We start from the raw sequence: 13,130 nt of genomic DNA, 5'->3' as shown, positions 1-13,130 counted from the left end.
AAGTTAGGCTAATATTTCTTTTTTACACTCAACCAAGGATGGAGTATGAGTATCGCAAAGGTTTACAGCCGTGCGGTGACAGGCATACATGCCCAAGAAGTCACAATTGAAGTGCACCTATCGAATGGTTTGCCTAGTTTGTCGATTGTCGGGATGCCAGAAACAGCGGTGAAAGAAAGCAAGGATAGAGTGCGTTCTGCCATATTGAACTCCCAGTTTACCTTCCCTCAACAACGTATCACTATCAATCTGGCACCTGCAGATTTACCCAAGGAAGGTGGACGGTTTGATTTACCCATAGCATTAGGCATCTTAGCGGCATCAAACCAGATTCCGCTGCGAGCAATTGCTGATAAGGAATTTATTGGTGAATTAGGGCTGGCTGGCGAATGTCGTTCTGTGCGTGGCGTATTGCCAACCGCACTGGCCGCATCGGCAGCCAAACGTACATTGATTCTGCCAGAAATCAATGCCGGTGAAGCTGCCTTGATTGAACAATGTGAGAGTTTTGGGGCAGATAACTTGCTCGCCGTATGTGCGCATTTACATGGACAACAACGACTTAACCTGGCGAGTTCGCCAGATTTATCTGATGCAGCAGACTATCCAGATCTCATTGATATTCGAGGGCAGTCTCATGCAAGAAGAGCACTAGAGATTGCCGCAGCAGGCTCACACAGTATTTTGTTCTGTGGACCGCCTGGCACAGGGAAAACCATGCTTGCCAGCCGATTACCTGGCATATTAACCACGATGTCTGAAGCTGAAGCAGTAGAAACGGCAGCCATACATTCTATTGCTTCTAACGGTTTTGATCCTGGTCATTGGCGTCAGCGTCCATTTCGTTCACCTCATCACACAGCATCTGCTGTGGCTTTAGTGGGGGGAGGCAGTCATCCGAGACCGGGAGAAATATCATTAGCGCATAATGGCGTACTTTTTCTTGATGAACTCCCTGAGTTTGACCGGCGTGTGTTGGAAGTGCTGCGCGAGCCAATAGAATCTGGCAAAATCTCGGTGTCGAGAGCAGCTCATCAGGCGGAGTTTCCAGCCCGCTTTCAACTGGTGGCAGCCATGAATCCTTGTCCTTGCGGTTATCTGGGCGAGTCTCGCTGTCGGTGCACAGAAGAGCAAGTTCGTCGCTATCGTGCTAAAGTCTCCGGCCCATTGCTGGACAGAATTGATATGTTGGTTGACGTGCCTGCGGTAGATAAAAGCTTATTAAGACATCAACATGTCGATGCGACAGCCGAATATTCTGAGCAGGTGCGGCATCGAGTAGAAAAAGCCCGCAAGAGACAGCTCGAACGACAGCGTAAAGCCAATAATTTGTTAGACCAAAAAGAAATTGAGGATGTGTGTCTGTTGAGTGAAGACGATTATCAGCTAGTGGAAAAGGCGATTGTTCGCCTTGGACTATCAGCACGGGCCTACCATCGAATTCTAAAAGTGGCGAGAACGATTGCTGATCTTGCAGGAAGTCGTCAAATACAAACTGAACATCTCAGCGAAGCCATTAGCTATCGTCGGCTTGATGTAGGTCACTAATGTTGCCGCTTTTTACCTTATTTGTTGAGTGGAAACACTCGTTTGATCATGTAGTTTTCAGAGGCGTTAATGCTCAATGATCTTAACTCGCAGCAGCAGGAAGCTGCGCGTCATATAGATGGACCCCTCTTAGTTTTAGCTGGTGCCGGTAGTGGTAAGACGCGGGTAATAACCCGAAAGATTGCCTATCTGATTGAGCAGTGTGGTATTCCAGCCAAAAATATTGCTGCAGTCACTTTCACCAATAAAGCGGCGCGTGAGATGAAAACACGTGTGTCTGAATTGATGGCCAGCCGTCAAAACTCGGCGGCAGCACGTGGTTTGATGGTCTCAACTTTCCACACACTTGGTTTGAATATTCTACGCCGTGAATATAAATCACTCGGATATCGCAGTGGTTTTTCTATTTTTGATGCTCAAGACAGTCTGGCGGTATTACGTGATCTGATGGGACGTGATTTTGCTGCAGATAGTGAGCATGCTGAACAGGTGCAGTGGCAAATTTCAGAGTGGAAGAATCAGCTGATTCTGCCTGACAAGGCCATGCAAATTGCTGAAGCAGGTACGCAAATGGCCGCAGCGAAAGTGTATCCACTTTATACCGCTGCGTTACAAGCCTATAACGCTGTTGATTTTGATGATTTGATCCTCAAACCAGTGGTGTTGTTTCGTGAAAATCCTGAAGTATTAAAAAAGTGGCAAGCGCGTATTCACTACTTGTTAGTGGATGAATATCAGGATACCAATGGCTGCCAGTATGAGCTGGTCAAGCAGCTGGTCGGCATTCGTGAAGCACTGACAGTGGTAGGTGATGATGATCAGTCTGTCTATTCATGGCGAGGTGCACGACCAGAAAACCTGGCACAACTACAGACCGACTATCCTCGTCTGAAACTGATTAAACTCGAACAAAATTACCGTTCCATGAGCCGCATTCTACGAGTGGCTAATACTCTGATACGCAATAATCCTCACGTATTTGAAAAGCAATTATGGAGTGCACTGGGAGCGGGTGATCCGATACGGGTGATCGGCTGTCGAGATGATGATCATGAATCAGAAAAAGTGGTGTCTGAGCTGCTTTATCACAAGCTGAAACATCAGGCGAGTTTCAAAGATTATGCGATCCTCTATCGCAGTAATCATCAGTCCAGACCGATTGAACGCGTATTACGTGAACATAATGTGCCTTACTTCTTAACCGGGGGTACATCGTTTTTCTCACGGATTGAAGTGAAAGACATCATGGCCTATCTGAGATTGCTGGCGAATCAGGATGATGACAATGCCTTCCTTCGGGTTATTAATACGCCGCGCCGTGGTATAGGTTCAAGCACTCTACAAGCTCTGGGAAATTATGCTACTGAGCGTAAAACCAGTTTGTTTGGTGCCTGCTTTGAGATGGGCCTGGCTGAAAAATTGCCTGAAAAAGCGATTCTGAATCTGACCCATTTTGCTAATTGGTTGGTTGATATTGCAGATAGAGCTAAACGTGGTGACTTAATGAGTGCGATCCGCGATATGGTCGAAGAAATCGAATATCGTGGTTGGCTGGAAGAAACCAGTGGCGATCCGAATAAAGCAGAGCGGCGCATGGACAACGTGCTCGAGCTGTTGAGCTGGATTGAACGTATCATCGAAAATGATACCGAAGAGAAAAGTATTGGCGATATTGCAGCCAGACTGACATTGATGGACATTCTGGATCGTCAGGAAGACGAAAACCAAGCGGATGCCGTGCATTTGATGACCTTACATGCCGCAAAAGGTCTGGAGTTTCCACATGTCTTCATGATTGGCATGGAAGAAGAAATCCTGCCTCACCGTACCAGTATCGAAGAAGGCACCATCGAAGAAGAACGTCGCCTGACCTATGTCGGTATTACCCGAGCCCAACGCAGTCTGGTCATGACGATGGCTAATACGCGTAAGCGTTATGGTGAGAAGATGGAGTGTGAGGAAAGCCGTTTTCTTCGTGAGTTACCATCAGATGATCTGATTTGGATGTCTGAAAAAACACAGGCTGATCCGGAAGAACGCAAAGAGCGTGGTAAGGCGCATCTCTCTAATATTCGGCAAATGCTGAAATAAAAAAAAAGCCCGGTGACTGAAGTGACCGGGCTTTTTTATGCTAAACCATGCGACGAAGCGTGTCGTCTTTACGTATAAAGTGATGGTAGAGTGCAGCGCCAATATGGCCGACCACCAAAATAGCCAGTACGATAGCTAATACTGAGTGTAACTCGCCGATGTCATGAGCCCATTGCACTTTATCAGCTGGTTTTTCAATGAGTACCTGACCAAATACTTTGACTGGATACCCATGTCCATGGATATACAGTGCACCCAGTGGTGGCATAGCAATCAGGCAAAAATACATGATGCTATGTACCGTTTTTACCAGTTTGCTGTTGGCGCCTTCAATAATCGGACGTTGATTTTTTTGTTTCATACTCCACAACAAACGTACTATGGCGAGAATCATAATGATTGCGCCTATCGACACATGATAGGGACCAAATGTATCCCCCAGCCAGTGTTTACCATCGTTAATCCGATCAGCAAATTTAAAAAATTGTTGGAAAACAAGTACGGCTACTAACCAGTGGAAAAAACGCGTCACACTGCCATATCGGTCTATCGAATCATTTATCATTTCTCTCTCCTTTGTGAAAACCATCGCTGAGACAGAATTATCAATACAATTGTTCCGGTTATTCGGTTTTTATTAAAATGATGATTGAATAATTTTGTCGAGTTGATTGGCAAACTGCATTCTGTCACGGTGATTAAAGGCATTCTGTCCACCTGTATCCACACCGCTTGAACGCATGGTATCCATAAAATTACGCATGGTTAAACGTGCAGCAATATTGCTTTTATCCATTAGTTCACCACGTGGGCTGAGGCAGATGCCGCCACGATCAATCACATCGTTGGCAAGTGGAATGTCAGCAGTGATAACTAAATCTTTCATTTGAACACGGCGGGCTATCTCATCATCTGCCATGTCAAAACCTGAGGCGACTTGAATAAACTGAATTTGATTATCTGCCGGCACCTTAATCGCGTGGTTTGCAATAAAGGTCAGCGGCAGGGAGGTGCGTCTTGAAGCCCGAATCAGGATTTCTTTAATAACAGCCGGACAAGCATCGGCATCGACCCAGATATGCATTATTCTTCCTGGTCAGATTTATTCAACGTACGTTTTTCTTGTCTGACTTTAATATGAAGTGCAGCCTTTGCCATCAAATGTGCACTGACTGGAGCGGTGATAAATAAAAATAAAGTCACCAGTATTTCATGCAAGCTGATACCATCAGTTTTGGTACTGAAATGAATGGCAGATGCCACCAGAACAGCACCGACACCTAGAGTACTGGCTTTGGTGGGACCATGTAAACGCATATAAAAGTCAGGCAGTTTGAATAAGCCTAGGGAACCGACCAGCGTAAAGAAACCACCCAGAATAATCAGAATAGATAATAAAATTTCTAACATGATTTATTCCATTATATCGCCGCGCAGCAGGTATTTGCTTAGCGCGAGTGTACCCATAAACCCCATCAACGCAATCAATAGAGCGGCTTCGTAATAAAGATTGCTTCGCAGGAAAATACCCAGCAGGATAAGTAGGGCAATTGAATTAATATACAGTGTATCGAGGGCCAGAATTCTATCCGGCACACTAGGACCGATAAGTAGTCGATAAAGGCTCAATAGCAGGGCCGTACACACCATAACGCAGGCTGTAATGATGGCGATATTCAGCATTAGTTGAAAATCTCCTTTAACGGTTTTTCAAACAGCTGTTTGATTTCATCAATGGTAGCTTGGGCATCATCGATATGCAGGGCATGAATCAACAGCTTTTTCTGGTCTTTAGACAAGTCACAGGTGACAGTCCCGGGAGTCAGTGAAATGGTATTGGCAAGAATACTGATGGCCAATGGTGATGTTAAATCCAATGGTATCTCAACAAAACCGGGTCGCAGTTTATCTGAGGACATGAGAATAAGACGCGCCACGTGAATATTGGCAATCACTATCTGCCAGAGCACAGAGCTGAAAAACTTAATCAGCAACCATGGCCGACGTACCATGACGCGTTCCTCCCAGAATCCAGCACTGAACCAAGGAATAAATATTGCGAGTAAGCCACCTAAAATCATATGGCCAGCCGATAAGGTGTTATTCAATAAAAGCCAGATAGCCCATAAGGCCAGAGTGAGAAATGGATGAGGAAAGCATTTTCGCCACATATTATTCTCCTCCCTGATAGGCAGGCTGGCCCATTACTGCATCAATATAAGCTTGATGATCATTCAGTTGTGAAGCCACACTCTGGGTAAAATCAGATATAGGACCGGCTGCAATGACTAATATCGGACTGGCTAGCACTAAAACTAAAGCCAGAGCCAATGCACGTATATTCAGCTTCTCACTGTCATCATCGAGAGAGGTATCCGTTTGATAGAAAATGATTGAGCCTGACCGTGCCATCGCCATAATCATTAATAAGCTGCCTATTAAAATGATGGCATAGATCCAGGTACTTAATGTGCTGCTCAGCGCGGCTTCCAAAATCATTACTTTACCGATAAACCCTGACAGTGGTGGCATGCCTACAATAGCAATAGCGGTAATGAAAAACACAGAGCCTAAAAGAATGGCATGTTTCATTGGGGCGCCAGGACGTAACCTATCAGAGTATGAGCCTCTGGCTCGAGCAATGATGTCGGCTACCAGAAATAATCCGGCACCAATCAGCGTGGAATGAATTAGATAATACAAGGTAGCCGCTAACGCTTCGGTTGTATTAATCCCGATACCAATCAAAAGCGTGGCGACGGAAGCCAGTATCAGAAAAGCGGTTTGTTCTTTTAATGCACGGGATGCAAATACGCCAAGGACGGCCATTGTTAACGTGACCAAGCCAAGATTTAATACTACCTCAGCATGCAAGCCAGATAGCGCGTTTGCCTGTTCTGAGAATAAGGTGCCGTGAACACGAATAATCGCGTAGAGCCCCACTTTGGTCATGATCGCAAATAAAGCAGCCACGGCAGCAGAGGTATTGGCATAGGCACCAGGTAGCCACAAATAGAGCGGGAAAATAGCCGCTTTGATACCAAACACCACTAAAAGAAGCAGTCCAGCTGCTGCCACAATACCTTGATCAGCACTGTCCAGCTGAGCAATGTGCGTAGACATATCAGCGATATTTAATGTGCCCAAAATGCCATAGAGTGTGCCCACAGCGAATAAAAACAAGCTGGAGCCGACCAGATTAATGACGACATAATGCAGCCCGCCTTTAGTGCGAAGGCGGCCGCCGCCATGGAGTAATAAGCCATATGATGCGAGTAACAGCACTTCGAAGAAGACAAACAGGTTAAACAAGTCACCAGTCAGGAAAGCACCATTCAGACCAAAAAGCTGGATTTGATAGAGCACATGAAAATGTTGACCTTTTTTATCGGTACCCTGAGAAATGGCATAAGCCAATGCAATAACTGCCAGTATGGATGTCAGCAGTATCATCAAGGAAGATAGCTTATCCAACACCATCACGATGCCAAATGGCGCTGTCCAGTTACCAAGTAAGTAAACAGAATAATCACCACTATTGGCGATAGTGACGGTATAGATACTCAGCAAGAGCAGAGCCGTAGTAAATATCAGGCTAACTATACGCTGTAGCGGGATACCTTTGGGCCGAGAAAATAATGTCAGTATGCCACCCAATAAAGGTAACAAAATTAGCAGGATTGGTAGCTGTGACAGTGTCATTTGGCATCTCCTCCTGCTACTTTATTCTCCTGTTCTTCAGCCACATAACTCATGCCATCGACATGATCGTTACCCAGTTCACTACGTGCTTTTAAAGCCAGAACAATCAAAAAGGCCGTCATGCCAAATGCGATGACGATGGCGGTTAATACCAGCGCCTGAGGAAGAGGATCGGTATATTTGGTTGTTTCCGCAGAGATAATGGCAGCCTCACCAATTTGTAAGCGTCCCATAACGAATAAAAATACATTCACTGCATAGGAAATCAGCGTTAACCCCAGTACCAGAGGAAAGGTACGAGCCCGAAGCACAAGGTAGACACCACTTGATGTCATGACACCTATCGCGATGGCAACTAACCACTCCATCTATTTTTTCTCCTGTTGAGCTAAACCATGAGATGCGTGACTGAGCTTACCCAGTTCGACCAGAATAAGTACGGTTGCACCAACGACCACCAGAAATACACCTAAATCAAATATCATGGCACTGGCAATTTCAAATTTGCCAACAATCGGCCATGTCAGATAGGTGAATGTCGTCGTTAGGAACGGATAAGACAGGAACATGGCTGCTAACCCGGTGACAAAAGCTGCTGTTAAACCAACCGCAATGACTTTATGCATATCCACTTTGATTCTGGCGTTTGTCCAGGCAATACCGTTTGCAAGATACTGTGAAATGAGTGCTACTGCAGCAATCAATCCTGCGATAAAGCCACCACCAGGTAAGTTGTGACCTCGCAAGAAGATAAAGACGGCAACCATTAACATTAATGGGAATAGCAGTCTTGTCAGTGTTTGCATAATCGGCGGGTGAGGATCATGACTCCACTCACGTCCCTCTATGTCACGTTGCGGTGCAGGTAATTTCAGATCTTTGAGTAGCGCAAAAATACCCAGACCAGCTAAGGCTAGTACAACAATTTCGCCCAATGTATCAAAGCCACGGAAATCCACTAGAATAACATTCACCACGTTAGTGCCACCGCCACCAGGCTTGCTGTTCTCAAGGAAGAATCCAGAAATACTCGCGTAATCCCGGCTCATTACAGCCATGGCTAATAACATCACCGTGACACCTGCAGAAATGGATAAAACCAGGTCGCGAAACAGTCGTCTATGACTTCTTTCCTGAGGACTGTGCTGTGGTAAGAAGAACAGAGCCAATAACAGCAGCACAATCGTGACGACTTCAACGGATAATTGCGTCAAAGCCAAATCAGGTGCTGAGAATTTCACAAAGCCCAGGGAGACGATCAAACCAATCACACCGATAATAATCAGTGAAACAAGTCTTTGATGATGCAATAACGCCGTTAATATACTGGCAATCACAAGAATACCCACTTGCACCATGGTGAGCAGGTTCGCATCCAGTAAAGTACGGTCACCAAACAGTGGGCTATCAAACTGTAAAAATCCATACAACGTTGCCGCGACACCAGATAGCAATACCCAACTAATGGCATTTTGCAAAGAGCCACGATCAAATAATCGACTGATTCTGCCACTCAGCACTAACAAGCCGTGTGTGATTCTGTTAAACAGTGTTTTCGCATCCAGACGAGGTAAATTTGTATCGTGCCAGCGGAATAATTTTTCCCGATAGAAATAGACAATAACGCCGAATAACAGAGCAATAAAACTCATTAATAAAGGGATATTGAAACCATGCCAGATAGCAAGACTATAATCAGGTGGTACAGATTGTATGCTCGCCGCGACAGCCACACTTAGAATCGGGGCGACAATCAGCATGGGTACCATACCCACCCCAAGACACAGCAATACCAGAATATCGACAGGTATCTTCATAAACCGTGGTGGTTCATGTGGTGTTTTGCTTAAGCCCTGAGGTTCACCATTAAAAAATACATCGTGGATAAATCTTAGCGAGTAAGCAACAGAAAAAACGGCGCCGAATGTCACAATGACGGGAATCGCCCAACTAAGAGTATGGTGATCCGTTGCGGTTAAAGCTTGTTGGAAAAACATTTCCTTACTCAGGAAGCCATTCAGAAGGGGAACACCTGCCATGGCAGAGGCCGCAATCATGGCGAGTAATGCGGTGTGAGGCATGTATTTTAAGAGGCCATTTACTTTGCGCATATCGCGGGTGCCACATTCATGATCGATAATTCCAGCCACCATGAATAACGATGCTTTGAAGGTCGCATGATTAATGATGTGGAAGATGGCCGCCACAGCGGCTAATTTGGTGCTAAAACCAAACAACAGCGTGATTAATCCCAGATGACTTATGGTGGAATAGGCTAACAAGCCTTTTAAATCATGCTTAAAGAGTGCGGTATAGGCGCCCAGCACCATAGTTATCATACCAGCTCCGCCCACTAACCAACCCCAGGCCTCAGTGCCTGAAAGAACCGGAAATAGTCGAGCAAGAATAAAAATACCGGCTTTCACCATTGTGGCTGAATGTAAGTAGGCCGATACAGGGGTCGGTGCTGCCATGGCGTGAGGCAGCCAGAAGTGAAAAGGGAATTGAGCCGATTTGGTAAATACGCCCAATAAAATTAATACTAATGCCGTCAGATAGTGTTCATTTTGGCGAATAAGATCGCCTGATGCCAACACGTCGGTGAGATTAAAGCTGCCAACCATATTGCCAATCATTAATACGCCAGCCAACATAGCTAAACCACCGGCACCAGTGATGGTCAGTGCCATTCTTGCACCATCGCGGGCATCTTGGCTGTACTGCCAGTAGCTGATCAATAAAAATGACGTTAAGGATGTTAATTCCCAGAATATAACAAGCTGGATTAAATTTTCTGAAAGCACAATGCCTAACATTGAGCCCATAAACATCAATAAATACGCAAAAAAACGGCCCATTGAGTCCTGAGCCGATAAATAATAGCGTGCATACAGAATGACAAGTAGTCCAATCAGTAAGATCAGAAAACTAAAGAGTAGCGACAGGCCATCAAGTCGAAACGCGAAATCTAAACCCAGTGCAGGTAGCCATGACCAGCTCTGAACCAGTGTTTCATTATCGAAAGGAATATGAACAGCTGGCATCAAGATCAATAGTGCTAAAAGGGTGACAATGCCCGCCACCCAGGCTGAGGCAACACGATTAAATCTTGCAGCCCATGCGGCAATAGGTGCGCCCAGAAAAGGGATTAGAGCAACTAAAGGTAAGTTGAACGCCAATAAATTCATTGATTTTCCTGTTATCTAACGGGTGCTCATATTCTATATTTATACATGAAAAAGCACTGTAGAGCAGCGCTCTACAGTGCTTTTTTGTTCATTTCAGACTTTACGCTATTGTGATTGAGCAACCATGTAGTCTACCGCTTCCATTATTGCTTCATCACTCAGATCAGAACGACCACCTTTAGCAGGCATCATATTAAATCCTTCAATAGCATGTTTATGCAGGGTGTCGATACCTTTTTCAATACGTGGAGCCCAGTCTGCAGCATTACCAATTTTTGGTGAATTCATCAGTCCAGCACCATGGCAGGCAGCACAGACTTGCGTCACGATTTGTTCACCGCCGCCACCAGTATTGGTATCTTCTTCTGCAGGTGCTGCTTGTACAGCAGGTGGCTCACCAATATTGACTTCTGCAACGGGTTTAATACGTTCAGCGACGGCTTCTTCATCCATGCTGGCCGGAGCAGTTGCATTCTTGCCTAATTCAAGTGCGTTATCCAGCACAACTAATACCAAACCGAAAAGTATTAATACGGTGACAATACTACCAATTAGAAATTGACCAGAATTATTATTATTCACTGAAAACCTCTGCTTATTTTAATAATGGCGATGATTATACGGTTAACGAACTTTCTGTGCCACGAAAAGCAACAGAAAGGATTAGTTCTCTATTGCTGATAAACATATTTTCCCTATAGTACGACCGGATAGTAAACGTTGGTGGGCTTGTTCAATATTGCTGGCAGAAATCGGCCCCAATGTCTGTTTGTGAGTACATTTAAGCGTTTTAATATCCAGCATTTCTGAGATGCTATTCAGTATATGATGTTGCTCGATCATATCGGCTGTTTTGTACATAGGTCTGGCAAACATAAACTCCCAGACTATGCCTGCACTTTTATTTTTGAGCTTGTCTATATTGTGAGTTTGCTGGCTTGTGACAACAAAACAAATCATGCCTTGAGGGGCTAGCAAATCGGTGAGTTCATCGTAGTATGGGTCAGTATCTGCTAAGCATAAAATATAATCGGGAGCAGCAATATTTAATGCTGAGTAATGATCCGTTAATTGTTGATGGTTGATGACGTGATCTGCACCCATTGCATAGCACCAATCGATAGACTCTTTACGAGATGCTGTTGCCACGACATTGAGCTTTGCAACCTGTTTAGCCAGTTGTATAGCAATTGAGCCTACACCGCCGGCACCGCCAACAATCAGGATGGTTTTACCTTTATCCATATCGGGCTGAATGCGCATTCTTGAGAATAGGGCTTCCCACGCAGTAATACTGGTAAGCGGCATGGCAGCAGCTTGTTCAGCAGTGAAATTTTGTGGGGCCTTGCCGACAATGCGTTCATCAACTAATTGATGTGAGGCATAACAGCCATCACGCGTGACATCACCAGCGTAGAAAACTTTATCACCCACGTTAAATAATTCACAATCGTCACCTGTCTCGACAACAGTGCCAGAGGCATCCCAACCAATAATTTTGGCCTTGTCATTATTGTCATCCAGGCTGGCTTTAATTTTTGTATCAACAGGGTTAACAGCAATCGCTTCTATTTTGATAAGAAGATCATGCCCTTTGGGTGAGGGTGTCTCGCGCTCAAGTTCTTGTGCTTGTCCATTGGCTTGAAAAAATCCATAGGCTTTCATTCACTTTGCTCCGCTTGTGGCTATTTGATGTTAATGACCCAATAGTATGAATTAAGTTGCTGTGATTTATGGCAAAAGCTGCTTCAAAGCGTTTAGGTACTCGTCTTCTGATGGTGGCATGCCATCACGTTGCGCTTGCCATATTGATTGCGCCAGACAGTCCATCATCATGTGATCACAGTGATGTGGGTCTTGTTTGGCATGAAGTAATTGCTGGTAGATGTCACGAATACCCTGGGGTCTGTTTGTTTGAATCTGTTCGTGCAGAGCCAGATGTAACCCCATATGTAAATAAGGGTTGGTTTCGCCAGCTTCAACGAAGTAGTCTTGATCGATTTTATCTGGTTGATTAAATAAGGCGTGATATTCGGGATGAAGCTCAATGATATGAGCGATGTGTTTTTCGAGCTCAGTGAGGGGGGCGCTAGTATGGAATTTCTTCCACACATCGAAATAGACTTGTCTGATTTCTTGTCGGTTTTGACCAAACATTATGATGCAGTTCGTGACTGACGACGTTGCTGGTCACGGTAATAGTCACAATATTGGGTGACAGAGCAGGTGTCACATTTTGGTTTACGCGCCAGACAGACATAGCGGCCATGTAATATTAGCCAGTGATGCGCATCTAACAGATAGTCTTTCGGGACAACTTTCATAAGTTTGTCTTCGACCGCCTTAACCGTTTTTCCTTTTGCCAGCCCTGTTCTGTTAGATAAACGAAAGATATGCGTGTCTACGGCAATGACAGGGTGTTTAAAAACGGTGTTTAAGATAACGTTAGCGGTCTTGCGACCAACACCAGGTAAGGCTTCCAGTGCTTCCCTATCTTCTGGGACCTGACTGTTATGTTGCTCAATTAAAATTCGACAGGTCTTGATGACATTTTCAGCCTTGCTGTTGAATAAACCAATCGTTTTGATGTATTGCTTTAAG

Annotated in this window: 13 protein-coding genes and 1 pseudogene; 2 read left to right on the top strand and 12 right to left on the bottom strand. The window is 44.9% G+C overall.

What is annotated here, in order from left to right; translation table 11 throughout:
- Nucleotides 1-45: 45 nt before the first annotated feature.
- Nucleotides 46-1,548, top strand: a complete 1,503-nt coding sequence (locus QZ638_RS02335) for a YifB family Mg chelatase-like AAA ATPase (protein WP_295806354.1) — start codon at nucleotides 46-48, stop codon at nucleotides 1,546-1,548.
- A 69-nt stretch (nucleotides 1,549-1,617) separates the two neighbouring features.
- Nucleotides 1,618-3,639, top strand: a complete 2,022-nt coding sequence (rep, locus tag QZ638_RS02330) for a DNA helicase Rep (protein WP_295806351.1) — start codon at nucleotides 1,618-1,620, stop codon at nucleotides 3,637-3,639.
- A gap of 40 nt (nucleotides 3,640-3,679) precedes the next feature.
- Here rep and QZ638_RS02325 read toward each other — a convergent pair whose 3' ends face one another.
- From QZ638_RS02325 to QZ638_RS02270, 12 genes and pseudogenes are all read right to left on the bottom strand, one after another.
- Nucleotides 3,680-4,204 carry a cytochrome b gene (locus tag QZ638_RS02325; RefSeq protein ID WP_289243401.1) on the bottom strand — a complete coding sequence of 175 codons (525 nt, stop codon included), beginning with the start codon at nucleotides 4,202-4,204 and terminating at the stop codon, nucleotides 3,680-3,682.
- A gap of 72 nt (nucleotides 4,205-4,276) precedes the next feature.
- Nucleotides 4,277-4,723, bottom strand: a complete 447-nt coding sequence (locus tag QZ638_RS02320; RefSeq protein WP_286304175.1) for a YaiI/YqxD family protein — start codon at nucleotides 4,721-4,723, stop codon at nucleotides 4,277-4,279.
- The gene (locus QZ638_RS02315; protein WP_286304176.1) at nucleotides 4,723-5,049 is read right to left on the bottom strand and encodes a Na+/H+ antiporter subunit G; all 327 of its coding nucleotides are present in this window, start codon (nucleotides 5,047-5,049) and stop codon (nucleotides 4,723-4,725) included. Before QZ638_RS02315 ends, QZ638_RS02320 begins: the two co-directional genes overlap by 1 nt.
- A 3-nt stretch (nucleotides 5,050-5,052) precedes the next feature.
- The gene (locus tag QZ638_RS02310; RefSeq protein ID WP_007146389.1) at nucleotides 5,053-5,322 is read right to left on the bottom strand and encodes a K+/H+ antiporter subunit F; all 270 of its coding nucleotides are present in this window, start codon (nucleotides 5,320-5,322) and stop codon (nucleotides 5,053-5,055) included.
- Nucleotides 5,322-5,810: a Na+/H+ antiporter subunit E gene (locus tag QZ638_RS02305; protein ID WP_295806336.1), complete on the bottom strand. Its 489-nt coding sequence runs from the start codon at nucleotides 5,808-5,810 to the stop codon at nucleotides 5,322-5,324. The genes QZ638_RS02310 and QZ638_RS02305 overlap by 1 nt, the downstream gene beginning before the upstream one ends.
- A 1-nt stretch (nucleotide 5,811) precedes the next feature.
- Entirely contained in the window at nucleotides 5,812-7,341 is a 1,530-nt protein-coding gene (locus QZ638_RS02300; RefSeq protein WP_295806333.1) for a monovalent cation/H+ antiporter subunit D, read from the bottom strand.
- On the bottom strand, nucleotides 7,338-7,709 hold the full coding sequence (locus tag QZ638_RS02295; protein ID WP_289243403.1) for a Na+/H+ antiporter subunit C: 372 nt from the start codon (nucleotides 7,707-7,709) through the stop codon (nucleotides 7,338-7,340). The genes QZ638_RS02300 and QZ638_RS02295 overlap by 4 nt, the downstream gene beginning before the upstream one ends.
- Nucleotides 7,710-10,529 carry a monovalent cation/H+ antiporter subunit A gene (locus QZ638_RS02290; protein WP_295806329.1) on the bottom strand — a complete coding sequence of 940 codons (2,820 nt, stop codon included), beginning with the start codon at nucleotides 10,527-10,529 and terminating at the stop codon, nucleotides 7,710-7,712.
- Nucleotides 10,530-10,634: 105 nt separating this feature from the next.
- Nucleotides 10,635-11,111 (bottom strand): cytochrome c5 family protein, encoded by a 477-nt coding sequence (locus tag QZ638_RS02285; RefSeq protein WP_295806327.1) that lies wholly within the window; start codon nucleotides 11,109-11,111, stop codon nucleotides 10,635-10,637.
- Between the two features lie 81 nt (nucleotides 11,112-11,192).
- Nucleotides 11,193-12,194, bottom strand: a complete 1,002-nt coding sequence (locus tag QZ638_RS02280) for a zinc-binding alcohol dehydrogenase family protein (protein ID WP_289243406.1) — start codon at nucleotides 12,192-12,194, stop codon at nucleotides 11,193-11,195.
- Nucleotides 12,195-12,260: 66 nt separating this feature from the next.
- Nucleotides 12,261-12,686, bottom strand: coding sequence for a DUF1841 family protein (locus QZ638_RS02275; protein WP_289243407.1), 426 nt, complete (start codon nucleotides 12,684-12,686; stop codon nucleotides 12,261-12,263).
- Nucleotides 12,686-13,130 (bottom strand): annotated as a pseudogene (locus tag QZ638_RS02270) (endonuclease III); the annotation flags it as partial. The gene QZ638_RS02275 and the pseudogene QZ638_RS02270, both read right to left, overlap by 1 nt.

Source organism: uncultured Nitratireductor sp., from assembly GCF_913053745.1.
In the GTDB taxonomy this organism is placed as follows: domain Bacteria; phylum Pseudomonadota; class Alphaproteobacteria; order Rhizobiales; family Rhizobiaceae; genus Nitratireductor.
The sequence above is the reverse complement of the archived record's forward strand: the minus strand, read 5'-3'. Positions and strand labels throughout refer to the sequence as shown.